Origin of the sequence: Spartinivicinus ruber, from assembly GCF_011009015.1 — a bacterium.
Taxonomy (GTDB): domain Bacteria; phylum Pseudomonadota; class Gammaproteobacteria; order Pseudomonadales; family Zooshikellaceae; genus Spartinivicinus; species Spartinivicinus ruber.
In genome coordinates, this window is sequence record NZ_CP048878.1 from 2,762,597 (window position 1) to 2,788,623 (window position 26,027).

20 protein-coding genes and 2 pseudogenes are annotated in these 26,027 nt (G+C 40.5%); 18 read left to right on the forward strand and 4 right to left on the reverse strand.

The features are described 5' to 3' along the window. Window positions 1-437 precede the first annotated feature (437 nt). Together G4Y78_RS13185 and G4Y78_RS13190 are read left to right on the forward strand one after the other, a co-directional pair. Window positions 438-863, forward strand: a complete 426-nt coding sequence (locus tag G4Y78_RS13185; protein WP_163833457.1) for a hypothetical protein — start codon at window positions 438-440, stop codon at window positions 861-863. Window positions 864-1,831: 968 nt separating this feature from the next. Next, window positions 1,832-7,243, forward strand: coding sequence for a C80 family cysteine peptidase (locus G4Y78_RS13190; RefSeq protein WP_163833458.1), 5,412 nt, complete (start codon window positions 1,832-1,834; stop codon window positions 7,241-7,243). Between the two features lie 111 nt (window positions 7,244-7,354). Here the strand turns inward: G4Y78_RS13190 and pdxR are convergent, their stop codons facing one another. Beyond that, a complete protein-coding gene (gene pdxR / locus G4Y78_RS13195) occupies window positions 7,355-8,809 on the reverse strand; it encodes a MocR-like pyridoxine biosynthesis transcription factor PdxR (protein ID WP_163833459.1) in 1,455 nt (484 codons plus the stop codon). Between the two features lie 231 nt (window positions 8,810-9,040). On the opposite strand from pdxR, the gene G4Y78_RS13200 reads away from it, so the two are divergent. Both G4Y78_RS13200 and tnpA read left to right on the forward strand, forming a co-directional pair. After that, window positions 9,041-9,676, forward strand: coding sequence for an FMN-binding negative transcriptional regulator (locus tag G4Y78_RS13200; protein WP_163833460.1), 636 nt, complete (start codon window positions 9,041-9,043; stop codon window positions 9,674-9,676). 128 nt (window positions 9,677-9,804) lie between these two features. Continuing rightward, window positions 9,805-10,233, forward strand: a complete 429-nt coding sequence (gene tnpA / locus G4Y78_RS13205) for an IS200/IS605 family transposase (RefSeq protein ID WP_163833461.1) — start codon at window positions 9,805-9,807, stop codon at window positions 10,231-10,233. Between the two features lie 13 nt (window positions 10,234-10,246). On the opposite strand, the gene G4Y78_RS31390 is transcribed toward tnpA, so the two are convergent. After that, window positions 10,247-10,372, reverse strand: a complete 126-nt coding sequence (locus G4Y78_RS31390) for a hypothetical protein (protein ID WP_268935079.1) — start codon at window positions 10,370-10,372, stop codon at window positions 10,247-10,249. On the opposite strand from G4Y78_RS31390, the pseudogene G4Y78_RS31885 reads away from it, so the two are divergent. The 3 genes and pseudogenes from G4Y78_RS31885 to G4Y78_RS13225 form a co-directional block, all read left to right on the forward strand. Further along, window positions 10,314-11,010: pseudogene (locus G4Y78_RS31885) on the forward strand (transposase); the annotation flags it as partial. The gene G4Y78_RS31390 and the pseudogene G4Y78_RS31885 sit on opposite strands and share 59 nt — an antisense overlap. Before the next feature lie 69 nt (window positions 11,011-11,079). Further along, a complete protein-coding gene (locus G4Y78_RS13220) occupies window positions 11,080-11,340 on the forward strand; it encodes a transposase (RefSeq protein ID WP_163833464.1) in 261 nt (86 codons plus the stop codon). Between the two features lie 368 nt (window positions 11,341-11,708). Beyond that, on the forward strand, window positions 11,709-12,557 hold the full coding sequence (locus tag G4Y78_RS13225; RefSeq protein WP_163833465.1) for a PhnD/SsuA/transferrin family substrate-binding protein: 849 nt from the start codon (window positions 11,709-11,711) through the stop codon (window positions 12,555-12,557). A 64-nt stretch (window positions 12,558-12,621) separates the two neighbouring features. Here the strand turns inward: G4Y78_RS13225 and G4Y78_RS31710 are convergent. Next, a pseudogene (locus G4Y78_RS31710) lies at window positions 12,622-12,810 on the reverse strand (IS3 family transposase); the annotation flags it as partial. A gap of 83 nt (window positions 12,811-12,893) precedes the next feature. After that, window positions 12,894-13,669, reverse strand: a protein-coding gene (locus tag G4Y78_RS13235; protein ID WP_163833466.1) for an IS5 family transposase whose coding sequence is annotated in 2 segments (ribosomal slippage) — window positions 12,894-13,354 and window positions 13,354-13,669 — 777 coding nt in all. Because the reading frame shifts where the segments join, the coding sequence is not laid out codon by codon here. A gap of 611 nt (window positions 13,670-14,280) precedes the next feature. Between G4Y78_RS13235 and G4Y78_RS13240 the strand changes: the two genes are divergently transcribed. The 11 genes from G4Y78_RS13240 to gspM all read left to right on the forward strand — a co-directional run bounded on the left by G4Y78_RS13240 (window position 14,281) and on the right by gspM (window position 25,949). Next, on the forward strand, window positions 14,281-15,402 hold the full coding sequence (locus G4Y78_RS13240; protein WP_163833467.1) for a beta-ketoacyl-ACP synthase III: 1,122 nt from the start codon (window positions 14,281-14,283) through the stop codon (window positions 15,400-15,402). A gap of 289 nt (window positions 15,403-15,691) precedes the next feature. Beyond that, window positions 15,692-16,315 (forward strand): type II secretion system protein N, encoded by a 624-nt coding sequence (locus tag G4Y78_RS13245; RefSeq protein WP_163833468.1) that lies wholly within the window; start codon window positions 15,692-15,694, stop codon window positions 16,313-16,315. Window positions 16,316-16,321: 6 nt separating this feature from the next. After that, window positions 16,322-18,223 carry a type II secretion system secretin GspD gene (gspD, locus tag G4Y78_RS13250; protein WP_163833469.1) on the forward strand — a complete coding sequence of 634 codons (1,902 nt, stop codon included), beginning with the start codon at window positions 16,322-16,324 and terminating at the stop codon, window positions 18,221-18,223. 59 nt (window positions 18,224-18,282) lie between these two features. Next, window positions 18,283-19,767 carry a type II secretion system ATPase GspE gene (gspE, locus tag G4Y78_RS13255; RefSeq protein WP_163833470.1) on the forward strand — a complete coding sequence of 495 codons (1,485 nt, stop codon included), beginning with the start codon at window positions 18,283-18,285 and terminating at the stop codon, window positions 19,765-19,767. A 26-nt stretch (window positions 19,768-19,793) separates the two neighbouring features. Continuing rightward, window positions 19,794-21,014, forward strand: a complete 1,221-nt coding sequence (gene gspF, locus G4Y78_RS13260) for a type II secretion system inner membrane protein GspF (protein ID WP_163833471.1) — start codon at window positions 19,794-19,796, stop codon at window positions 21,012-21,014. Window positions 21,015-21,023: 9 nt separating this feature from the next. Beyond that, window positions 21,024-21,626: a type II secretion system minor pseudopilin GspH gene (gene gspH, locus G4Y78_RS13265; protein ID WP_163833472.1), complete on the forward strand. Its 603-nt coding sequence runs from the start codon at window positions 21,024-21,026 to the stop codon at window positions 21,624-21,626. Further along, entirely contained in the window at window positions 21,604-22,002 is a 399-nt protein-coding gene (gene gspI, locus G4Y78_RS13270) for a type II secretion system minor pseudopilin GspI (RefSeq protein WP_163833473.1), read from the forward strand. Before gspH ends, gspI begins: the two co-directional genes overlap by 23 nt. Then, window positions 21,999-22,724: a type II secretion system minor pseudopilin GspJ gene (gene gspJ, locus G4Y78_RS13275; protein ID WP_163833474.1), complete on the forward strand. Its 726-nt coding sequence runs from the start codon at window positions 21,999-22,001 to the stop codon at window positions 22,722-22,724. Before gspI ends, gspJ begins: the two co-directional genes overlap by 4 nt. Before the next feature lie 229 nt (window positions 22,725-22,953). After that, window positions 22,954-24,213, forward strand: coding sequence for a type II secretion system minor pseudopilin GspK (gene gspK / locus G4Y78_RS13280; protein ID WP_163833475.1), 1,260 nt, complete (start codon window positions 22,954-22,956; stop codon window positions 24,211-24,213). Window positions 24,214-24,222: 9 nt separating this feature from the next. Further along, window positions 24,223-25,479: a type II secretion system protein GspL gene (gene gspL, locus G4Y78_RS13285; RefSeq protein ID WP_163833476.1), complete on the forward strand. Its 1,257-nt coding sequence runs from the start codon at window positions 24,223-24,225 to the stop codon at window positions 25,477-25,479. Next, entirely contained in the window at window positions 25,476-25,949 is a 474-nt protein-coding gene (gspM, locus tag G4Y78_RS13290) for a type II secretion system protein GspM (RefSeq protein ID WP_163833477.1), read from the forward strand. The genes gspL and gspM overlap by 4 nt, the downstream gene beginning before the upstream one ends. Window positions 25,950-26,027 lie beyond the last annotated feature (78 nt).

Here is a 26,027-nt window from a genome sequence, read left to right on the forward strand (position 1 = left end):
GATCCGGCAGGAATATGGATTCAAATAGTGTTATCAGGCCCTAGTATAAATTAGGTGAATAATTAATGAGAGTTTTTAACCGGTGTTCCTTTGTTTGATATACTCTTTGCGAATGTTTTGTAGGATTTGTTAGCGTCGTTAAAAATTATGCACTTTGACTATACTCACTAATTATGATTTTGATTTAATAAATCTCAATTTTATTTTACCGCGAATAATTAAAGTTTTGTAAGGATAGTTTTTTTAGTAATCTATGTTTTCTGAGAATTAGCGCTTATTTCAACTATTCATAATAACTAATTGTATGAACCTTCAGGTAAGCTTTAACTCGAACTATTTATATAAGTAGTTCCGCTTACTTATTCTCCATGGATGGCTAATTGAAGTAATACCCATTAAGCCATATTCAACGTGATGGGCAATAAATGGAGGGGAGTATGAAGAAAAGTGTTATAGCGACAGCGTTTATCGGCTTGTTAATGTCTTGTTCGAGTTACGCTGTTGATATTAGTGTAAGTGTTGGCGTAGGTAATGCCCGGATTTCTGCAAGCAGTTATCATAGTAGGCCTTACTATGGTGATCGAGTACGTCACGTTCATCGTCATAGTGCCCACTGTGGTCACTTTAAGCCTAAACACCACTACAGTGGCCGTTATCGTTCTAGACATGATTACCACAAACGCCGCTACCATCATCCAAAGCGTTACTATCAGGAGCCTGCTGGCGTTGTTTACTTTCGATCAAATAACCCTGACCGGTTTAACCAGCGACGTTATCATGATGCTGGAGTCTACAGGGGAAAAACCACTCGCTACTTACCCAATGGCACTGTAATTGAAAAACGCCGGTATTATCGGTACTAACTAATAGGTAGGTGCTTTTAATCGTTACTCTTCAAAACCTCCCAACTTGATTCTTTCAACTTGGGAGGTTTTGCTATTGGCACATTTTTAATAAATCGACTGGCAACTGAACAACCAGACCATATTATGGCACACAGCCAATACTGTATTGTAAATTTAGGCTGGAGTTATTATTACTGAACAGCTAACAGAAGCAACAATTGCACCTATGATATATCATTAGGTAATAGTGAGGAAAATAATGCGATAAACAAAGGCTATAAATAGCTTATTAAACTAATATCGACAATCGGTGCGTTTTTAATCGCAAAAAAATAACATAAATGAAAACAAAATAATCCATCAACTCCAATAAACCAGGCTAACGGAGGCTGTTTAACAATGTGTATTAAAGGTTGTGTGAAAATAGCCTACTTGATGAGCATGAGTAATAATGTAATACCAAAGGTTAGCGCCAATAATTGAAAAGGGCTAACAGGGCCTGCTAATTGCGACAATAATGCTAAGGTTCCCCATAAAATTATCGATATCGAGCCAACAATGGTGGATTGCCATTGAGTGTGTTGCATATAGTAAATATTCGGATTAGGCACCTTGGTCTCAACAAAATTATTGCTAATCTTTATAAAAAAATAATTTGATTAATGTTAGGTGTTTTTCAATAAAACAACTGATTTAAAATTAATTTGCAAGTAGTCACTTTTTTATAATATCTTGTCCTGAGAAAATTTCTCGAGTTGCCCATGCGTAAAGTTATTTACTAGCTTTTACCTGCGGGGCGCAAACAGTTATCCATTCGTAAATGACTTTTACTAACTTATTTTGGCGATAATTCAAGTGTTATATAGTCAAACTTATTCGTTATCTGCATTTCATCCTTGGTATTAACAAGAGTCAGACTTAATAGAAAGTCATTTACAGTGGGTAACCAGCAGTAGTGCTTTGTTGTAAAAAAGAGGTTATTAACTATGCCAACTGATAAAGGTGCTGGTACGTCAGCACCAACTGTAGACATTGGTCGCCTTAGTTTTGAAGATAAGCTGGCTAACTTTATTTTAGCAACTGCATACTCAAATGAGCATGTCGAGAGCTGGTTAGAAAATGTAGGAGTAGAAGAACCACCCAATAAAAAATTAAGTGAAAATAAGAAAAGAGAGCTGCTTAATATTGCTAAACAAAAATTTACCGAAAAAGTGGCTAAATATGTGGAAGCCTGGCAACCCTATTTACAAGATGGGCAGCAGCTCAATGTCAGGGCGTATGTTGAAAACACGTCATTTGAAGCACAATTTAAAGCAGCGGTAGAAGGTAAGTTAGATATTAATGCCTTAAGTGCTCAGCAATTAGCTGACTATATGAGCCATCCTGAAACTATTCCTGGAATTGATGAGGCTTCAGTAGAAAAAATTAAAAAGATACTGCCAAAGGAAATGAAAAAAGGTTTGGCACCGGGTGGGGCCAGTGAAATTCATTATGATACCGTTGCAGTGACAGTCATTGATCGTACCCTGTATATTGCTTCTAATACCAAAACCCGTAAAGGCGTGACGCCCGGGGATACACCGACTACCGTTAATGGGTTGGGAGAGCAAAATACTTATCTGTCTTATTCGCTTTTTAATGATGGCGAGAGCCCTGTAGCGGGCAATGAGGGCAACCAAGCCGCAAACCGCATTGCTGTGGTTGAGCAGTTACAGCAGGAGTTCCAAGGTATTGCAGATTTTGACAAGGTAGTCTTTATTGGTATTGGTTCTACGCCACAATCGGCTGCTGAAGCTGCAAAGCCTCATGCTGAAATGCAACTTATCTCTTTTCTGCAAAAGCAAAATAAACCGCTCAATGGCCTCTCCTTTGGTATTTCAAAACCGGCTTGTATTTCCTGTGAAACAAAACTGACGGAGTATGAAATACAATACCGTAATGGCAGCGAAACGGGTGAAGGAAAAAATACCAACCCTAAAAACTGGCTTGCACCTGAAAGTATTCAAACGGAAAGTGGTGAGGTAAAGATTATTCATGAAGTTGAATTTGGCCGTGGTCAACTTATGAATGAATATCGCTCGTTGGCGGTCAATCGTTGGCGTCGACCTTCGCAAGAGAATCTTGCTCGTCCCGCAGGAAGTAGGGTAACGGAAAATAGTTATAACAAAAATATTATTGTCCAGGTGGACGGTGACCCTGTCAGTTTTCAGGCGGCACTCAACCTTTATCGAAAATACCCTACAGACAAAGTACAATGGTTGCAGTGGAACCCAACTAAAGGCGCAATTATCGATGCAGTTTCAGGTCAAACAGCCCAGCTAACAGCAGCCCAGCAAGATCAGTTGCTGTTAGTTGGGCATTCTGATGCCTCATTTTCAGGTGCTATATTAAATCGTGGAACCACGTTAGCTGGAATGGACGCAAACCGCTTGACCACAGCCATATTTGAGCAAGGATTAAAGCAAGGGCTACCGCAAAAAATCAGCTTGATCGCCTGTGGTCTAGGGGCAACCGATTCGAATAATGATGCTCGATTTGTATCAGAGGTGGCTAACAAAATAGCTAACCTGGCTCCTAATGCGAAAGTGAAAATTTCGGCGCAGGATACTCTGGTAAGAATTAATACAGCCGGACAGCGGGAAACGCTGCGCTTTTTAGAAGATGGCAGAGTAACATGGAAAGCAGGTGATCATCAGCATAAAGTCATTATTAATACCAATGGTGAGGGTGGCGTTGATGATCATGTTGTGCGTGGGTACGGTGAGGGTGAAATCAGCATTGACCGAGTCAGTCAGGCGCAATTAGCCGATGTAAAACTGGAAGATGCTTTAGCTAAGGTTAAGCAATCGGCTTCTGATTTAGCAGGTGTAAACAGTGACGCTTTTTTTGAACCTGCTAATGAATTAAAAGCAGCTAAGCTGTTTGACCTTAAGCTGGCCAAGCAGTTTGTTGAGTCAAAACTAAAAGCGATAGGCAAGCAGCCTAATGACTTTGTTGATTTTGCCGATGGAACAGATTTCAAGTCTGGTCGACTAGTTGTTCAGTATCAAGATGGCCAACAGTTGTCAACCCAGACGATTGATGTTGATGCTAACCAATTCCGCACCTTTAAAACCATCAGTCGTTTTCGCCAAGAGCTAGCTAGGGGGACTGCACATACCTCACGTGCCTTAGGCATTTTTATGAGCTTAAAAGGGCTTGAAAGTTTATCCAATGCATTAGAAAAAGGGGATGCTGCCGCAATTGCTGCCAACTCAGCACTAACACTTTATGGTTTTGGGGAGTTGGCAAATGCGCCACAAAAAATAGTCACGGGTGCAGGAAAGTTATTAGCAAAAGCCACAACTTATACAGCAAGTGGCTTATCAGATATTGCCGCAAGAAAAGCAGCCCCTGAACTAGCTAAGTTGTTTACCAGTGTCAGCCAATCTGGTGCCGCAGGTATTAGGAGCTTTAGCAAATTATTGGGTAGAGCCACCCCACTGGTTGGTATAGGGTTGGGGGTTCATGGCATGATTGAGGATTTAAAAGATCCAGACAAAGTCAGAGGTGTCGTCAATTTTGCTTTAGACTTTTTAGCGACTGCAACGGGGGTGCTTGCCTCCATTCCTTCACCATTGTCGCCATTGTTTGAAGCGATGTCGATAGGTTTTACGTTAGTAAGAATTGGGTTTGGTACACTATACGACAGTATAAAACAAAAAATGAGTGAGGTACCTGATGATGCTTCTTGGCAAGAACGGGCAGAGGCCTTTTTTGTTGGCTTAGGTGATGGTATTGAAAAATTATTTTATGAATTCCACCCAATTGGTAATATATTAAATGCCATTCAACGCAGTGAAGCACTGGAAAATCAGTATCGAGAAGATACACAACTATTGTCGCTGCTAGCAGATTATCGAAATTACTATAGTATTATCGAAGCAGAAGAGGGTGGTGCTGCTACGATTGATTTTGCCAATGCCCCGGCCTCTTATTATGGTGGAAATCTGCGCTTTAAATTAGCCAATGCAGGAGCAGATTCATCCCTAACCATTGGTAATATGTCGGATGTAACGGGGCAGCTGCAAGATCGAACCTTCAATATTAAAGCAGAAGGCGTACAAAATATTATTTTAGGTCTGGGCCAGTCACCTAAGTTTGAGATGGAAACGAAAACGGTCAAAATGCTGTGGACAATCCCTATTAATAGTAAAAATGTCATTAAACGAAATGAACAGGGAGGGATTGATACTGACAGCGCTTCAAGGCAAGGTAGTTACGAAGGTAATGATAAAAATAATGTTTTTCAAGTAATTCAACGCCAACCAACCAATGCTGAAGGTGAGCCTATTGGTGCAGCGATCAGTGAATACCAGTATCAAATAATGGGTAAGGGTGGGGATGACTTATTTGTGTTAGGCCCACAAAAAATAACGGTTTCTGGCGGTCAAGGGGCTGATACATATATTGCCGGAAAAAACGCCGCGAACTGGTTAACCATTAATAATAAAGATGAAACTCATGCACCTGAATTTGATACGTTGGTACTTGATGCTGAGCGAGACACTATCCAAGCATTTCGTGCTGGACTTGCTACAAAGCAAGGCAGTCAGTGGTTAGGTGGGCGATACACAGATGATCTGATTGTTATTTATAAAGATAGTGCTGGCAAAGAACGTAACGTTCGAGTCAGTGACTTCTTTAAAGGCAAAGCCTATCAGCACTTGCAAATAAAAACGAAAGATGGACACATTTTAAATATCAATACGCAAACTCAGTCAACTTCACTGAGTTTGGCTGATCATGATAAAAAACAGCTAAATCCAAGCGCACTCAATGGGCAAAAGGAACTTGTCACCACCAGTGGCAAAGTGAAGCTTATCCCAATAAGCTTTGATTTATCTTCGCAGCCTGCTGACACCTTAACGGGTGCTAACTTTAATGGCCAATTATTAGCCTTTAGCCAGGTTCAACAAGTGACGGGTACTCGTAAAGTTGATCAATTGGTGGGTAATAAGCTGGGAAATATTTTAAATGGCTATGGCACAGAGACCGGTACTGATCAATTAAAGGGTGGCAATGGCAGTGACTTTTATATGCTGCAGGCTTATTTAGATAGACGTAATAACGTTGAAATTAATAATCAAGCGTCAGATAAGGTTACCGACTTTTTGGTGCTTGGCGCTAACTACAGTCAATTATCAGCTATTACCCAAAATGACAATGACTTACAGTTTCAAGCTGCAGCTGATAGCCAGCTAAAGCAGCAACGAATTAATCAACTATCAACCGTTTTTAATGAATATAATAAAGTCGTGGGGTATTTAAATAACCTGCTTGAAGATAAGCCTTCATTATCTAAGGACGAATTTGTAGACCAGCTCAATCAGAAATCATTGTTAATTAATGGGGAAGCTGTTCACGTAGCAGAGTCTGAAAGAGGTACTGCAGTTGAGAGGGCACTAGGTGAAAACATGGCGGGTCGTTTGCGTCGTTTTGCCCTTAATTTACCACCAGCCCAACCTTTTAATAATTCGCTAAAACAACAAAAAGAAAGATACGCCAAAATTGCGGCTGAATATCAACAGCAGTTAACAGAAGCCGTTAACTATAAAAACAACGCTAACCTAGGGTCAATGAGTGTCACATTGAAAAACTGGTCAAAGAGGAGTGATTATCAGCATTTAAATATTCTTACTAAGGATAACCTGACTTTAAACGTTGAAAAAAATGGAAATAACTACCAGTTTACGGTTACTGGTTTTGATGCATCTATGTCGGCAAATAATGTTGTACTTGATCGTAATCAATTGACCCAGCGACATCCACTACCGGAGTTGGTCAAGTTTACTGGTAGCCGGTTTGGTGATCGTTTGACTGGTAATGATAAGAATAATGTGATGCAAGGTGGTGGTAATAATGGCCATGTCTACAGTTATGATACCTTAATTGGTGGGAAGGGCCATGATGTGTATATCTATACTCCCAACAAAGATGGTTTGGTTGTGTTAGATACCAACTCCACTGACACAGCCACAGATCTTGCATTATTTAATGCAAATTTCGCTGATATAAAGGTAACAACTGTTAATGCTTCAAGGCAGGAGTCAAGTATTTACCTAGGGGAAAGTATTGGCTTATATGTAGAAGGACAACGAGGTGGGCTAGTGATTCAGCATTATCAACGAGATAATGCCCATCGAAACCTTGTGTTCAAGTCTCGTGATGGAAAGCTATTTAGCGTTAATCCTACTTCACTTGAAAAACAGCTTGTTTCGGCTGAGGACAATAACATCAATCAATTAATACAAAGTATCAGTGGGTTTAACAGTGAAACGGCGATGGGTGGAAATACAGTTACTGCTATAGGGTCAGCTCATACTTCTAGAAGTACTGAACTAGCAGTATCACATTAATGTATGAAATTGTTCATCGATTTTATGTTGTGAAACTGTAATCATTCGAAAAGAGTTTAAACAAGGTAATTGATTTATCTCAAATACCTTGTTTCATGTTCTTCTTTTTAATTAGAGGTGCTCTAAAACCTTTTTCATCTTAAGTACCCCTTGTTCTATTTGTGTGTGAGGAAGGGTTGCATAGCCCATCATTAGACCTAAATATTGTTGGGGTGTTGAATAAAGGTGATCAATCGGGTAAACAGCGATACCGGCTTTTTTTAGACTTTGCACAACCATTTGTTGATGCTGACCATTAAAATTCTTTAACCAAAGCAAGAGATGCAGTCCAGCACTCTCGCCTTGTATTTGTATACTTTCTCCAAAATGCGTTGTTAATGCATTGACTAATATCATACGATTATTGTCGTAGAGGCGCCGCTGTCGACGAATATGACTGACATAACTGCCATTATTAATACATTCTGCTAACATATGCTGCTCCATCCAGCTTGAATGGCGAAATCCAAGATTAATGGCTCTGCAAATCGGCTTTATCCAAGAGAGTGGAAAAATGCCATAGGCAATGCGAAGAGAAGGACAAATAACTTTGGATGTAGTGCCAACATAAATAACTCGTCCTTTTTTATCTAACGATTGTAAAGCATCGATTGGTGGTCCGCTGTATCGAAATTCGCTATCGTAATCATCTTCAATTATCCAACACTGCTGTTTGTTGCACCAATCCAGTAGGGCTAAACGTCGGTGTAGGGACATGACGACGCCAGCAGGGAACTGGTGAGAGGGGGTTACATAAATTAACTTGGGAGTAATGCCTTGATTAATGGTTTTTTGTTGGAGCTGGTCAAGGCAAAGGCCTTGGTCATCCACGGGTACGCTAATCACATTGACGTTGGCGAGTAATAATAGGTCTCTAAAGCGTTTATACCAAGGCTCTTCAATGACAACAGTATCGCTTGGCTCGGTGATAAGTTGGACAATTAACGCAAACAGATGTTGCGCGCTAGAGCCAATCACCAGCTGTTCTTCACTAGTGTGGCAGCCCCGGTAAATGGTCAAGTGAGTAGTTAGTGCTCTTCTTAGTTCAACTAGTCCTTGAGGGTCACCATAAGCTTGGGTTTGTAAATGGGACCATTTGTTGGCAAGACGTCGCCACTGAAGGCGTATAGACTCACTCATCTCAACATGTCCATATTGAAAGTCAATCATTAATGAGGAGTTTGATAAAGCGGCTTTCTCGCGATACTGCTCATAATAGTTAGGTAATGCTAATAGGCGTTGTCCCCAACCAGACCAGCTTGGCTCTACTGATGCGCTCGGCGAATTTTGATCAGTTAACCAGGGCTTATCGGGAAGGTTATTGCTTACTCGCATGCCATCACCAATATGGCTAGTCAAGTAACCCTCACTGATCAGCATGTCATACACACGAACTACCGTATTACGGGATAATCCTTGTTCCTTCGCCAAAGTGCGGGAAGCTGGCAAGCGCTGCCCAGGTTTGTAATACCCTTGGTTAATGGCATCTCGTAAGTATTGATAGAGTTTTTGGTAGCGATAGCTCAAAATTGGCACCTAATAAAAATAAATAATTGGCTATTTTTTGAGATCCAATATTGTCATAGCATACCACTTTTCAATGAGCATGGCCTGCTAATGAGACCTGATGTGGAGTGATGGTAACTATCAATAGCACCCGTTTTTCCAGGCTTCGTAAATTTGCCAGTTATGATAAAACGGTGAGTAACCAAATTTTAGGTGCGGGTATGCTTTGTTTTTTTAGGTGAGGTAGAGTTGATGTTTATTCCTAAAGCATTTGAACAAAATAATACTGATTGTTTAATTAATCTAATTCGTGAATATCCGTTTGCAACATTAATTACTGTTTCTGAGGTTGAAGGAATAGAGGCGAATCAAATACCTCTATTGTTTACCCAAGATGAAGATAAAAAATATTTACAGGGCCATATAGCGAAAGCAAATTCATTATGGAAAAGCGTAAAAAATGGATCGGAAGTTTTAGTGATATTTAATGGCCCTAACGGTTACATCTCACCAAATTATTATCCAACTAAACACGAAACAGGAAAAGCGGTACCCACCTGGAATTATGTGACTGTGCATGTAAGAGGTCGCCTATCATTTATCCATGATACTGATTGGAATAAGGAAATGATAGACCGTTTAACGGTTGAGCATGAAGCCTCACAGAAAACACCTTGGACACTCAATGATGCGCCAGAGGGCTATATTGAAAAAATGTTGCAAGCGATTATCGGCGTGAAAGTTGAGATTACTTCTATAGTTGGAAAGTGGAAATTAAGCCAAAACCAACCGGAAAAAAATCGCAATGGTGTGATTAAGGGTTTATTAGGTCAGGATCAATCTAACGCTAGTGTCATGGCATCCTGGGTGTGTGTGGCTAAACAATAATAAATATATCCTTCACCCATAAGTAAAAGCTACTTTATTAGTCTCCTGAATGGTTAAAACCACCGGCTTTTAGCCGGTCAGCTTTAGCTATGATACTCTGCAAGCCATGATAATGTTGGAGTGTCACCATGGATTATAGATATGGTAGTCATACAGTATTCAAGATTCAGTATCATTTCGTATTTGTAACAAAATATCGATACCATGTACTGAAAGGAGATGTAGGTTTAAAAGCTAGAGAGTTAATTAGGCAAACCTGTCATGCATTTGAAATTGATATATTAAAAGGTGTGATTAGTAAAGACCATGTGCATCTATTAGTTTCGGCACCGCCTAATATGGCACCAAGTGATATAATGCGTAGAATAAAATGCGGGACGTCAGCAAAGCTATTTGAAAGTTATCCAGATTTAAATAAAAGATATTGGGGACGACATTTTTGGGCGCGAGGTTATTTTTGTGTGACTTCTGGAGAATTAACAGAAGAAATGATAAAGGAATACCTTGAGCATCATTTTGAGCCAAGAGTTGATGATAATTTCAGGACTGAGGGTTAACGTAAACGGGTTTTTAACCCGTATCCGGACTTTCAGTCATTAATGCTAACCCACCTACTTTAGTAGGTAGTTGTTGAGTTTGGGTATTATTACCAAAAAAAGGAAATTCCAATACAGACGAGCGAAAATCTTTAATCAATCGTTTTTTGTATGTATTTGATACTAAAAAAAATAGCCTATTTAACAGCTGATAGAGAATTCAAAGGTAAGGACTGGCTGCAGTTTCTGGTTGATGAGAAAATTCCATTTTGTGTGAGAATTCCCAACAATACTCAGGTGTGGAATAAACACCGAAATTAACAATTTCCTGTTAGTCGAATGTTTGGTTTGCAACAAGGTGAACGGATGAGCTTAAACAAACAGCGAGAGATTTGGGGGATTCCTGTTTATTTATCCTGCATGATGGGTAATCAAGGGCGTGTTATCGTTGCTACTAACGATCAGCCAAAAACAGCTATCGAGCGCTACTCCATAAGATGGTTGATTGAAACGTTATTTGGCTGTTTAAAAAGCTGAGGGTTCAATTTAGAAGCAACTCACCTAAAGTATTATGAACTACTAGATAAGCTATTTTTTGTATTGGCACTAGCATTTGGCTGGTGCTTCACTTTAGACATTTGGCAAAATACACTTAAGCCTATCAAGCAAAAAAAGCATGGTCGGAAGTCCAAAAGCCTATTTCGTATCGGAATCGACTACTTACATCGGCTATTAGTTGAAGGAATAACTAAAATACAGCAGTTTCAGTATTGTTTAAAATTTTTGTCTTGTACATAGCTCCATTTCAACAAACCCAAAACCTTTCCTAATTATCATCATACCTAAGCTATATTTAGTAGCTTAGGTATGATGATAATTAGGTACGACTTTATAGTGGCAGGTCAAAAACGCTGTAGGATTTTGGAAGAGCATATGGTACAGGACCATATGCTTATTGCGATACTGCCAAGATATGATGTATCAGAATTATTAGGTTATTTAAAAGATAAAAGTGCTAGAGCAGTTGCAAGGAAATTTAGTGGAAGGAAAAGAAACTACAATGGGGACTCATTATGGGCAAGAGATTATGCGAGCTCAACAGTTAGATTCGAAGAAGAGCAGAATTAGAAAGTAAATTCAAACCAAGATCAACTGGATGGAAAAGGCACGGATGAAAAGGGTGATTTTTTAATACAGAAGCTAATTTTAAACACTAAACTTTAATATTGGCAGCCCTTTGGGCTGCTCATAGCTGTTAAGCCTCCCGCCCTGTGGAGTGTATCTTGTAAATTGGCACTTCTGAATCTAAAATAAAGTTTGCGATGGTACCTGCTACCAGGGAGATATCAATTATGAAAAATTTGTATATATTCATGATCCAAATTTGAATAAGAGAAGGGGTTTGTACAGTGAACTTCTTGGCGGTAAGATTGTAATGTTTAGCAAAATTAATGATTTAAGGATACACCAAATAGCGTTAATTTTGGAGTTAAAAGATGTGCATTATCAACTTGAAATTTATTAAACTCACATCTATGCTAATTATCCTTTCATTTTTAATTATAACTAAAATTAGTTATGCGAAAACTTTAGTTTTTGGGGTTTATGGGTCGGAAAGAAGGTCATTAATTGATGAGAGATTTAGGCCTATTATAAAAAAAATTGAAACTAATTTTGGTTCTGAGCTAAATGAGCCTGTAATAATAAAAAATAAATTTTTCCCTGATTATATCCAAGGAGTAAATGCTATTGTTGGAGGGGAGGTTGACTTTATGCGACTAGGAGCCGCTTCCTATATTCAAGCAAAAAATAAAAACTCGGATTTATCAATTATTGCTATTGAAGCAAAAAAAGGGGTAAAGTATTTCTATGGATTAATATGTGTAAAAAGTGATAGCTCAATTAATTCTTTAAAGGATTTAAAAGGAAAGAGGTTTGCTTTTGGAAATAAAGAATCAACTATTGGAAGGTATTTAGCTCAATATTATTTATATAAAAATGGAATCAGAGGAAATGACTTACTAAGCTATGATTATTTGGGGAAACATGATAAGGTTGCTGTTAGTGTTATAAGAAATCAATTTGATGCCGGAGCATTTAAAGAGGGGATTTATAATCACAATATTTTTAAAGGGAGATTAAAAATTATATTTAAATTTAAAAATATTTCTCAGGCTTGGGTCGCACGTAGTAGCTTTCCAAAGAAAGAATTTGAACTACTCTCAAGAACTCTACTTAATATAAGTGATAAATCTAGTAAAAGTATTTTTTTACCTGGAAATGATGGAGACTATGATTTTATTCGTGATGCAATAGATAATAACTCCCTATTTTTTGAACAGTAAATAAGGGGCCGTTGCAAATAGGCATAGCCCTTACTGTAGTAGTCCAGTAAAACCCAACAATTTTTTAAGAGGGATTTTTCAATTGATGAGCTTTATCAAATTCCATCGGTGTTTGATAGTTTAAAGCTGAATGTTTTCGTTCGTTTTTATAGTATGTAATGTAGTCCCAGATCGCTTGGCGTGCTTCATGCTTCGTTTGAAAGCGGAAGCGGTGTAACCACTCTGATTTAAGTGTTCGAAATACTCTTTCTGTAGGGGAGTTATCCCTGAAATTGCATTTTTCTGCTCATACTTTGGGTCATATTATAGTGCTTAAGTTGGTTACGATACTCTTCACTAGAGCCTGTTAACACTAATTAGTTTGTCGACGATAAGTGCAAAGTGAATAAAAAAGCGAAAAACAGTGTCTAATTTTTCAAATCGAGAGAATATACGTCTAAAGCCTTTTAGCCTACGAAATAAGCGTTCAACTTCATTACGTTTCTTGTACATTTCACGATCATACTTCCAAGGTGATAACCGATTACTTTTTGGCGGAACCACAGGCTCCATATTTAAATCAAATACGAGTTGCCTGGTTTCGTCACCTTCGTAGGCTTTATCCATAATGACGTGCGTACCTTCCCAGCCACAGTTTTCAAGCCTTTTTAATAGCTTTCTACCTTCCGGTGCATCACCTGCTTGACCTGGAGATAATGAAAAAGTGACCGCCGTTTGATCATCTGCTGCTACCAGATGAATTTTAGTTGACCATCCTCCTCTTGATTTACCAATCGCTTGTGGACCGTTTTTTTTAACGCGCCTGTACCATCAGGATGAACTTGTATGATTGTACTATCGAGCGACACAAGATCAACCTGGATATTGATGACATCAGCTTCTTGTAAAACAGAAAAAAGATCATCTAAAATACCTTTTTTGGCCCATCGATTAACGCGTGTATAAATGCTGTGCCAGTTGCCAAAATATTTCGGTAACCCTCGCCACTTACAACCATGCTCGGCAACATAGAGAACAGCGTTGAGTACTTGTATATTCGATAGTTTTACATTGCCGCGCTGGACAGGCAGCAAGTGTTCGATCATTTTAAATTGTTGTGTTGTAATCTCCATGAGCCTATTGTAACAACATTAGTGTTAACAGGCCCTAGATAAAACCGCCGAAGCAATAGGTCCCATGTGTCTACTATTGAGTATTGAGAAGCGATTTTTGGGTAATTTGCAAGACCAGGGTGAGTCCGTCAGGATAAAGGTTTTCCTAATCCAAGTTTTTGGTCCAAAGATTACCCGATACCTGCTTATTTTAATGGTGATATTGAGCAGGTAAAAAACGGTCATTTTATAGTCGACTGAGAGTCTAAAAAATGACTCATGATGATCTGTTGGTGATTAAAGTAAAAAACTGCCAGATAAAACAATGCGCCTGTTACATATTAGGATTTACTATTTTATAGTCAATTGCTACACAATAATCATTGGCTTTGATCGCTTGTTCACCTATCTCATTTTGGTGGTCGTGTGACAAGTGGTTCTCTGGATTCAAACGCTCGTTTCTTTGGTTAGGGAAAACCTGCTACCATTAGCTGAAATAACTAAGGCCCTATTACTCCATACTTCTAGGTTATGGGGCGGGCAAATACCGGCTAATAGATTTAAGCTGACCATTGGAGGGTGTTGCAAGCGCAGTAGTTTTGCGACAGCCTCACTGTTGAGGGTAGATGAGAATGACAGATGTGTTGATTACGGGTACTGGGCTTTATACACCAGCAGAGGGTATTACCAATGAAGAGTTAGTTGCCTCATTTAATGCCTATGTTGCTTCCTACAACCAAACCCATCAGGCACAAATTGAAGCAGGTGAGTTAGAGCCACTATTAGAATCCAGTGCTGAATTTATTGAAAAGGCTTCCGGTATTAAGCACCGCTATGTAATGGATAAGGCTGGCATTTTAGATGTGGATAGAATGTACCCATTTTTGCCAGATCGGTCTAATGATGAGCCTTCGATTCAATGTGAAATGGGGGTAGTAGCAGCAAAACAGGCATTAGACCAGGCGGGTAAAACAGCAACTGATGTGGATGCTATTATTGTTGCCTGTTCCAATATGCAACGGGCTTATCCTGCCGTTGCTGTTGAGATTCAGCATTATTTAAGTGCGGGTGGTTTTGCCTATGATATGAATGTGGCTTGTTCATCCGCCACGTTTGGTATTCAGGCAGGCTATAACGCAATTGTAGCGGGCAGTGCCAAAACCGTGCTGGTGATTAGCCCAGAAATTTGCTCTGGCCACTTAAACTTTCGTGATCGTGATAGCCACTTTATTTTTGGCGATGCTTGTACTGCCGTATTATTAGAAGCTGCGAGTGGTGAACAAACGAGCAAGGGATTCCGATTATTAGGTGCTAAGTTAGCGACTCAGTTTTCAAGCCATATTCGGAACAATTTTGGTTTTCTTAATCGTTGTGATGAAGCGGGTGTGGGTAAGCGAGATAAGCTGTTTGTGCAAAATGGACGTAAAGTGTTCAAGGAAGTATGTCCAATGGTGGCAGAGCACATTATCAGCCATCTAGGCGAGCTTAGTATTGATGCTCAGCAGTTAAAACGGCTGTGGTTGCATCAAGCGAATCTCAGTATGAATCATTTAGTTGCTAAAAAAGTGTTGGGGCGGGAGCCTCAAATAGAAGAAGCTCCGGTTATTTTAGATCAGTATGCCAATACCAGCTCGGCAGGCTCGATTATTGCGTTTCATCAACATAACCAGAGTTTACAAAATGGTGATCTTGGGGTGATTTGCTCCTTTGGTGCGGGTTATTCTGTTGGCAGTATTATTGTAGAAAAGCGTTAAACTGAGGCTGATATAACCTACCTTTGGTAGCCGTCAACCGTCTTTTAGTGGGGATGATTTTACTATTTTTTTGTTTTCATGGAGTAGTAAATAAGTAATTTCACTTAACTAAAAGTAAAAAAATAATTTCATCCTAACTGGCCAAGCCTTTAGCTGTCTTATGAAGTAGAATTGTTTGAAAACTATACGGCAGAATATTTCATTTTTGTCATGTGACAAACTTCAATATCCACCGTCATTTGTGTATAGTTGACAACCTAGTGTTGGATAGATCATAGGTTAGCGAAGCTTGGCCCAGATAAATAGACGACGCTTGTTAGACACCAGCTTAGCGGTTGTGATTTTGGCAGGGGTATCGGGTTATGCCTATACCCAGTATCGTCAGGTTAATCAAGCCCTTATAGCGGAGCCAACAACAAGCACGACAGTCAATAGTACACAAGGAAGCGGGGTAGACTCAGGTTTTGTCATGTCTGCAGGGCAGGCAAGTCAGCTTGCTGAACAGTTGTTTGGTAAAGTTGCTGAAGTGAAAGAGACTGAACCTGTTGTAGAAGATATCCCCGAAACTACCTTAAACCTGTCGTTGCAGGCCGTGTTTTTCTCCTCTGATGTAAGTAGTGCTGCTGCATCCATCGCGTTAAACAGCCAGCCTGCCAAGTATTTTCGGGTTGGTGATAAAATCCAGAATAATGTTGTAATTAAAGGGATTAAGCCCACTTCAGTAACTCTGTTACGAAATGGTGAGCTTGAGGTTTTATCTATTGCTCGAAATAAAAGTGATGGGGTTTCCTCGCCTCAGCACGATGGTTCTCATTCACCCAGTCGCTTTTCTGCCATGGGGGTTAATCCTCGAGAAGCAGAAATTAGAAAAAAATTACAAGCACTGCGTTCAAGGTTTAATCAGCGAAATTAAAGTTGTATGAAACGTTATCTCGGTAGTTGTGCCGTATGGCTGCTAATGGTTGCAGCCGTGCCAGTAGGATGGTCAGCCCAAAATCAGTCCAATCCTTCCACTGAAATGAAAATAAATATGCAGGATGGTGATATCCGCAGTTTTATTCAGTGGATTGCTGAGCGGACAGGGAAAAACTTTGTCATTGATCCGCGGGTTAAAGGGCGGGTCAGTGTTATTTCCCAGGAAGTATTATCCCCAGAAGAAGCTTACCAGGTCTTTTTATCCGTTTTACAAGTCCATGGTTTTACTGCATTAAACACTGGGCAAGTGACAAAAATTATTCCTGATGCGACTGCTCGCCATAGTGGTGTGCCAGTGATGGCTGAGGATAAAAATCCTGAGCCTAATGACGAAATGGTCGTGCAGGTAATTAAACCCAAAAATATATCCGCACAAAAATTAGTCAGCACCTTGAGGCCATTAGTGCCTCAAACAGGTCATCTGGTCGCACACCCTGATAGTAATGCCTTAATTGTTTCTGACCGGGCTAGAAATATTGATCAATTAGTAAAAATTATTCATGAAGTCGATTTAGCGGGGGGAATTGATGTTGAGTTTATTCCGCTAGAACACGCCAGTGCTAAAGATTTAGTCAATGTTTTAAAAGGCTTAGTGCCACCGGTTAAATCTGGCACCATGTTAAACCGAGGCATTAGTTTTGTTGCAGATGAACGCAGCAACAGTATTTTAATGGCGGGTGATCCTGTTAAACGAAAAGTATTGGCTAGTTTGGTTCGCCGCTTGGATAAATCTGAACGCTCAGATGGTGGTGCAGAAGTAATTTACCTACATTATCAAAAAGCCAAAGACTTAGCAGAAACCCTACAAAAACTGGCGGGTAATATCCAAAAAGGCGCGAAGGACGCAAAAATCGCAGATCGAGAAGTAGCCATCGAAGCTAACGAGGCGACTAATGCACTAGTTGTATCTGGACCACCGAAAATAATGAAAACCGTTAAAGAAACGGTGAGGAAGTTGGATATTCGTCGAGCGCAGGTGTTGGTTGAAGCGGTGATTGTTGAGTTAACAGATAAAAGAGTGGATGAGATTGGTGTGCAGTGGGGAACCTCAGACGGCGCGATTAATGGCGATGGTTTATTTGCTGGTACACGTCACACACCAGGTAATACAAACATAACGCCTAACTTTAATGGTTTTCCGGGTACAAAAGGAGCTGTTGAAATAGGGAGTGGCTTAAGCTTAGGATTTTATCGTAATGGCTCTTTAAGAGCTTTAGTGCAAGCCTTGGATACAGATACTACAGCAAATATTTTATCAACACCTTCGTTAGTTACTTTGGATAATGAAGAAGCAAAAATACATGTGGGATCGAATATTGGGGTCTTAACATCACGAGAAACCACTTCTTCTAATGATTCAACTAATCCATTTCAAAACTTTGAGCGTAAGGATATAGGTGTCAGTCTGACTATCACTCCTTTAGTGAATCAAAGTGATTCAGTGACTTTAAAAATTGAGCAGGAAACTTCTGCTGTAGAGTCAGCTGCTGCTGGGCAGCCCGTAACTTACAAAAAACGAGAAATACAAACTACTGTGTTATTGGATGATGGAGCTATGCTGGTATTAGGAGGGCTGGTTGAAGATACAGTAGATATTGGTGAAGACAAAGTGCCATTTTTAGGTGATATCCCTATATTAGGTAGGCTATTTCGTGCTGAGAGGGAAGAAAAGAAAAAAACTAATTTAATGGTATTTCTACGACCAACAATTATTCGTACTCGTGAAGTGGCAGATAAAGTATCAAAAAAAGAATACTATAAAATACAACTTCAGCAGCAACAGTATCGAAAAATGTTGAAAAAACTAGGTAAAGATATTGAAGTGCCTACAGTGCCAGAACTGTAATACAAAAGTAGTATTTAAAATTTTATTTAAGAATTTAATAAGTCGTTAGATTATTATTTATGGATTTGGCTCAGCCAGTTGTTAACAATTTACCCTATAGTTTCGCTAAGCGTTACGGGGTGTTAGTTGCTCCTTCGGAACAAGGGGTAACGCTGTTTTATACATCACCCGTCACACCAGTGGTGTTTTCGGAAATTGTCCGTTATGTGGGGCAGCCTACAGCAGTAGAAGTATTATCTTCAGATGCCTTTGAGCAAAAAATGGGTGAGCTGTATCAGGGGAAAACCTCTGAAACCATGGAGGCGATGGAAGATTTAGGTGATGATATGGATTTGGCCAGCCTGGCCGATGCCATCCCTGAAACTGAAGACCTAATGGAGCAGGAAGATGATGCGCCAATTATTCGCTTGATTAATGCGGTGCTGACCGAAGCCATTCGAGAGCAAGCATCAGATATCCATATCGAAACCTTTGAAAAGCGTTTGGTGGTACGGTTTCGTGTCGATGGTGTGATGCGTAAAGTGATCGAGCCTAAACGACAGTTGGCAGCTTTATTGGTATCGCGGATCAAGGTAATGGCTCGGCTGGATATTGCTGAAAAACGAATTCCTCAAGACGGCCGGATTGCACTTAGGGTGGCTGGCCGGGAAGTGGATATTCGGGTATCAACCTTACCTTCCAATAATGGTGAGCGGGTGGTAATGCGTTTATTGGATAAGCGCGCAGGTCGTCTGGATTTAAAACACCTGGGTATGTCTGGCCGTGATCATGAATTGTTACATGATTTATTATTGAAGCCCCACGGTATTATTCTGGTCTCTGGCCCTACTGGCTCTGGTAAAACCACTAGTCTGTATGCCGGATTGACTACGTTAAACTCTGAAACCCGAACTATTTTAACTGTTGAAGACCCTATCGAATATAACTTGGAAGGGATTGGCCAAACTCAGGTTAATACCAAAACCGATATGACCTTTGCTCGTGGGCTTCGTGCTATTTTGCGGCAAGACCCCGATGTAGTCATGGTGGGGGAAATTCGTGATACGGAAACCGCACAAATTGCCGTTCAAGCGAGTTTAACCGGGCACCTCGTGTTGTCTACCATTCATACCAATACGGCAATAGGGGTCGTTACCCGATTAAAAGATATGGGGATGGAGCCTTTCTTGCTTGCTTCCAGTTTGTTGGGGGTGATTGCCCAGCGGCTGGTACGAGTATTATGTGATGACTGTAAACAACCCTTTGAAGCCAGCGCTAAAGACTGTGAATTATTAGGTGTCAGTACAAGTACACCACCTACTTTATATCGCCCGAAAGGTTGTGAGCATTGTAACCACAGTGGCTATAAAGGCCGGACGGGTATCTACGAAGTGATTGCGGTGGATGAACCGCTGCGTACGCATATTCATGAAGGGGCTTCTGAACAGCAAATGAATGCTTATGCGCGGACTAAAGGCCCCGGTATTCGTGAAGATGGTTGCCGAAAGGTAATGGAAGGGGTAACCACTTTGGAAGAAGTATTGAGAGTCACCCGTGAAGATTAGCAAACGAGCTAGCAGGTAGTTGGATTATGGCTGCATTTGAATACATTGCCTTAACCCAAACGGGTAAAGAACAAAAAGGGGTGATTGAAGGGGACAGCATTAAGCAAGTCCGACAGTTGTTGCGAGATAAACAACTGGCCCCAATGCAGGTAACACCTGCTAAAGGCAAAGCTCAGTCAGGTAGTGGTGGCTTTTCAGTGCAGCGTAGTCACCGTATATCAGTTCATGAGTTGGCTTTATTTACCCGTCAGTTAGCTACCTTAATTCATGCCGGCATGCCCCTGGAGGAGTGCTTGCGAGCAGTGGGGGAGCAGTCGGGTAAAAATAAAATCAAATCGATGGTGATGTCGGTGAGAGCCAAAGTATTAGAAGGTTATACTTTGGCTGACAGTTTAGCTGAATACCCAAATGTCTTTCCTAAATTATACCGGGCTACCGTTTCGGCGGGTGAGCATGCAGGACATTTAAATCTAGTATTAACCCGTTTAGCTGATTATACCGAAGCACGCCATAAATCCCGACAAAAGATTAAAATGGCATTAATGTATCCCATTATTTTATTAACGGCCTCGTTATTAATAGTGGGTTTTTTATTAGGCTATGTCGTCCCCGATATTGTTAAAGTATTTATTAATTCCAACCAAGAATTACCTGGCTTAACCAAAGTGATTATTGCGGCTAGTGATGGGGTAAAAGCTTCCTGGCATATTATTTTATTATCGGTTATTACTTTAGTGGTGGGAGTTAAGCAAGGGATGAAATTTGATAGCTTTCGTTACAAGGTTCATCGTTTTATCTTAATGCTGCCATTAATGGGTAATTTAACCAAAAATACGGAAACAGCGCGGTTTATCAGCACTTTAAGTATTTTATCAAAAAGTGGTGTGCCACTGGTGGATGGTTTACGAATTGCGGTGGAAGTAGTCGGTAACGAAGTATTAAAAGCCAAAGTCAGTAATACGGCACAAGTAGTGAGTGAAGGTGCCAGCTTGCGGGCAGCACTAGAGCAAACAGGCATTTTTGCACCGATGGTGGTGCATATGGTGGCCAGTGGTGAGTCCAGTGGTGAGCTGGATGAAATGTTAGCGCGGGCAGCAGAAAACCAGGAGCAGGAATTAGAAGGCTTTGTCACCATGTTGGTTGGTTTGTTTGAGCCATTTATGCTGCTATTTATGGGTGCTGTCGTACTGGTGATTGTGTTGGCCGTCTTGTTGCCTATTCTTAACTTAAACCAGCTGGTGATGTAGGGCTGGTTTATGCAAGCAGCTAATTATCCCGCCAAATCTAATTTGAACCAAAACGGTTTTACCCTGATCGAAGTATTAGTGGTGGTGGTGATTATTGGGGTGCTAGCGTCAGTTGCAGTATTAAGTTTAGGTGATGGTGGCCGGGAGCGGGAAATAAGGCAGCAGATGTCAGAGTTGGCATTACTGTTTGAGCAAATGCAAACCACAGCGGTATACAAAAACCAATCTTACGGCATTAAGGTGGTCGAAGATCGGTTGAGCTTTTTAAGCTGGGATCGCTCTAAACGAAAATGGCAAGAGGCGGAATCTGGTAAGGATAAGGCGATTCCTTGGAAGCCAATCAAGTTAGCAGGTGGTTTAACCTTTCAAAACTTAATGATAGACACTAAAGAGTCACCTATTGGTGATTTACTAGCAAAACAACGCAAGCGACTTAAAGATAATAAAATTATTAAAAAAGAACTGGGTCCAGTACCCGATATCGCCTTTTTATCCAGCTATGAGGTGACCCCGTTTAAACTCACCATTGTCAGTGACACTGGCATAGAGAAAACCCAGTATTATTTAACGACTGATGGAGTATCTGGTTTTGAAATTCTATCAGAAGAATAATCAGCAAGGTTTCACCTTATTGGAAGTGGTCGTCGCTGTCGCTGTATTTGCTATTGCGGCTTCTATGTTATTGGTGGCTGGTGGTGGTGCCATTAAAAAAACCGCTTATCTGGAAGAAAAAACCTTAGCTAATTTAATTGCTGAAAATTATCTGGTGGAATTAAAGCTGGAAAATGAATGGCCTGCTGTTGGTGAAAAAACCGAAGAAGTGGTGTTGGCGGGGCGCAAGTGGGAAGTCAAACATAATGTATCCCAAGCGGGTGATGAAAAACGCATGCGCAAAGTGGTAGTGTCAGTAGAACGTAAGCTGGATTATCACGATGGTGAGCCTCATCAGTTAGCCGAGCTGCAGGGGTATTTGGTGAAGTTAAAATGAAAAATACCGTTGCTGCTCCTATGCGAAATCTTCAGTCAGGTTTCACTTTATTAGAAGTGGTGATTGCCGTTGCGATTTTTTCGTTATTAGGTTTGGCTACTTATCAGTTGTTCAGCTCGGTATTAAATACTCAAACTGCCGTTTTTGAGCGTAGTGAAAAAGTGATTGCCTTGCAACGTGCGACTTTTATGTTGCAGCGGGATATTGGCAATATGGTGGCGCGCAGTGTCCGTGATGAGTTGGGTGGTAATGAAGATACCTGGTCTTGTGATGAATTTGAGCAAACTTTTGTATTTACCCACCATGCTTGGGATAACCCATTAAACGAGTCACGCAGTGAGTTACAGCGAGTGCAATACCGGATGGTTCCGGATCAGGCAGCGGAAGAGCAGGGTAATGATGACCTGTTTATTTTAGAGCGGGATTATTGGCGAGTATTGGACAAGGCTCCAGAACCAAAATTATATGAACAGAAATTATTAACGGGAATTAAGTCGTTAAAATGGCGGTTTTTGGAAAGAAAGCAAACTCCAACAACATCTTCTAGTGGATCAAACAATAGCATTGAAGATGACTGGAAAGAGTGTAAGGACTATGCACCATCGCCTAATCAAGGAAATACCAACAACCGTGATCTCCCAAAAGCGATAGAAGTTACCTTTGAGCATGTCTTGTTTGGTGAGCTACGGGTGTTAATTGAAGTAGCGGTGGGTAAGGTATGATGGTGAAGTTACTATTGTTGCTCACTCAGATAGCAAAGCTATCCCCCTTCATTCAGAAAATAAAGTCTGGTGTCCGATATGGAATAACAGGCTATTTTTCCGCTGCGCTTGAAGTGCAGTCCATGGCCCATCAAGCACTTAAGCGACATCCCTGTCGCCGTTCCAAAATACCCTGTTACTCCCTATCCCCTAGTTTTTCGACACCCTCTGTAGGGATAGGAAGCTAATAATGTATTTTATGACTTCCTCACTGCCTAAAAAACAACAGGGTGTTGCTTTAATTACAGTCCTACTGGTATTTGCTTTAGTTGCTATTATTGGGGCGGCAATTATTCGTCAGTTAGATCTTTCTATTCAAGCTACCACCCATCATGTTCACTCTGCTATGTTGCGCCAGTATGCGCTTGGTACTGAAGAATATGTAAAAATTCTGTTAGCTGAAGATTTAAAAAGCGATAAAGAAGATGGCAAAGAAATAGACTATTTAGGTGAAATTTGGGCGCAACCTCGTTGTTTAAAAGTCAATGACAGTGGGATTGCCACCCCTAAACTAGAAGATGAAAAAGAAAAGCAAAAACACAAAGAAAAAGAAGATAACAAGAAAAAAGATAAAGACCCAATAGAGTGTGAAGATGGTATTTTGATGGAGATCAAAGATGCTCAGGGGTATTTTAATATTAATAACTTATATGTAAAAAATACCGTAGTAAAAAGAACTCCACCAGTTCCAAATGATAGAGGGCGTGATGGAGGGGAAGAAAGAAAGAATGTAATTGAACCCAAAAATGAAGATAAAAAAGTAACCAATAAAGATATTAAAGATATTTTTACTAGCTATCGGAATGTTATTGAACAACAGCTTTCGGAAAAAATTCCTCAAGATTTGGTGAAAGAAATTGCAAAATGGATAAACAAAGAAAACACAGGTGGTTCTGAGGATTTAGAGTATTTAGGGTTAAGGACACCTTACCGGGTAGCCAACCAACAATTACAGCATGTTTCTGAGTTGCAACTAGTGAGGTATATAAGGGAGAAGTCAGGTAAGTCCTATTATTTACCTTTAGCAGAAAACTTGGTTGCTTTACCAGAGCCTGATAGGGAAGATGATAACCAAACGCCAATTAATATTTATACCGCTTCAAAAGAATTGATCGAAGCTGTATGTGAAATGAAGGGCAGAGATTTGAACCCAGCCCACTTGGAAAAATTTCTTGAAAAAAGAGTAAAAAAAGATCAGTACGCAAATCTTCAAGCAATAGGTACTGATTTAAGCTCTTGTGGTGGACAAGATGGATATAAAATTAAAGACCTTGAGCAGAAAAGTTTAATTAGTTTAAACAGTAAATACTTTATCGCCCAATTTACCGTACGTTTAAACGACTATGAAACCATTTTAACCAGTTATTTCTATCGTAAAAGTCAAGATGAAGTAATTGTATATAAACGGCGTTGGTTACCAGAACCGATTTTTACTAAAGAGACTTCGTAAAGTGAAGCTATGAGTGATTGTTTTATTCAATGGCATGATGAGTTACTAACAGCAGCCGATCAGGAGCTTTCCCTGAGTTGGTGCTGGAGTGATGCCGAAGGAAAAGTAACAACAACGGTAATCACTGATACCATGGCGGTGTTAGTCGAGCAGCTAAAGGCTCAGCCTAAAGCACAGACGGTTTTGGTGTTACCCAGCTCGCGTTGTACTGTAACTGCTGTGAAAGTGCCTTCTAAACAGCGTAAACATATTGAGCAGTCAGTACCTTTTTTGCTGGAGGAGCAACTGGTCGAGGATGTTGAAGATTATCATTTAACGTTGCTGGCGGTTACTGAGCAGCAGATGGTACCTGTGATTGCAGTGAATAAAGCCTATCTTGCGCAGGTATTAAACTATTGTCAGGAGCAAGACTTTGAACCAGACAGGATTGTGCCTGCATCGGTGCTAATGGCCGCTGAAGCCAATCAATTAGTTGCTGATACAGACCAGGCGGTATTAAGACTGCCGGATTGGCAGTTTAGTATGCTGAAAAACCAGCAACTGTCGCTATTGTTGGGCACGGTGATTAGTTTTGAAGAAGAGCTGACAGGTATTTACTTGGGCGATAGTGCTATTGAGTCATTGCCCTCCATACCGCTGTTAACCTGGCAGCAACAAACCATGCCTGTTTTATGTTGGATGGCAAAAAACTATGGAGAGAATGCTGCATTAAAGCGGATTAATTTGCGTCATGGACAATTTAAGTTGCAGCAGGCGGATAATGGTGTATTTCAACAATGGCGTTGGTCTATCGCTGCGGCAATGTTAGCAATCGCGTTATGGGGTAGTGGCCAGTATTGGCAAATAAAACAGTTGGAAAAACAAGCTACACAATATGAAACAGCGGCAGTTGAGTTATATCAGAAGCTGTTTCCTAATGACACGATTGTTGATGTATACGATCAATTTAAAGCCAAACTACAAGGTCGTCGGGTTGATGAGGGCTTAGGTTTTTTACAAGCCTTGCATAAATGGGGACAGGCACAAGCTAAGTTGCCTGGTGGCCAAGTAACGGTGAAAAATATTGACTTCCGTGAGCAAGGGCGTTTTTCACTAGAGGTGAATGCCTCATCATTGGATGCAGTGGATAAACTATTGGCTGCGGTCAAAGAGCAGGGCCTTGATGCTGAGTTAAAATCGGCGAATCATAGTCAGGAGCAAGTGGTGGCACGGATTGTTGTAAAAGATCTGTTGGTAAACCCTATTGCAAAACGGGAGGCAGGATGATTCAACAATACTGGCAACAACTGTCGACTAATGACCGCCGGGCGCTGATGGTGTTATCGGGCTTTATACTGGTTGCATTTTTGTATCTGTTAATTTGGAAGCCACTGGTTAACCGTTATAACACGGCTGAGAGTGATTTAACTTATTGGCAGGAAGCTTATCAGTTTATGGAGCACCGCCAGCAACAGGCGCGGTTACTCAGTGGGCAAAACCAGCGAGCCACATTAAATGTCAATCAACTGCGCCAGTTGATTACTACTCAAGCAGCTCAACATGGTTTAACCATCAACCGTTTGGAGCCAGGGCAGCGTGGTGTAACGCTGTGGTTAGAAAAAGTGTCATTTACTTCTGCATTAAAATGGTTAAATCTATTGGCAACCCGTCATCAGGTGAGCGTTAAGGCGATTCAAGTGAGTCGGCAGTCAGAGGAGGGGGTTGTGAATATTAGAGCGGAATTTCCTGTAATCTAAAAAGCGGCCACAAAACGACTGCGCTTGCAAATACGGCGTTAAAAACTGACTCAAAATGTTTGTTTATTAGTATAAACT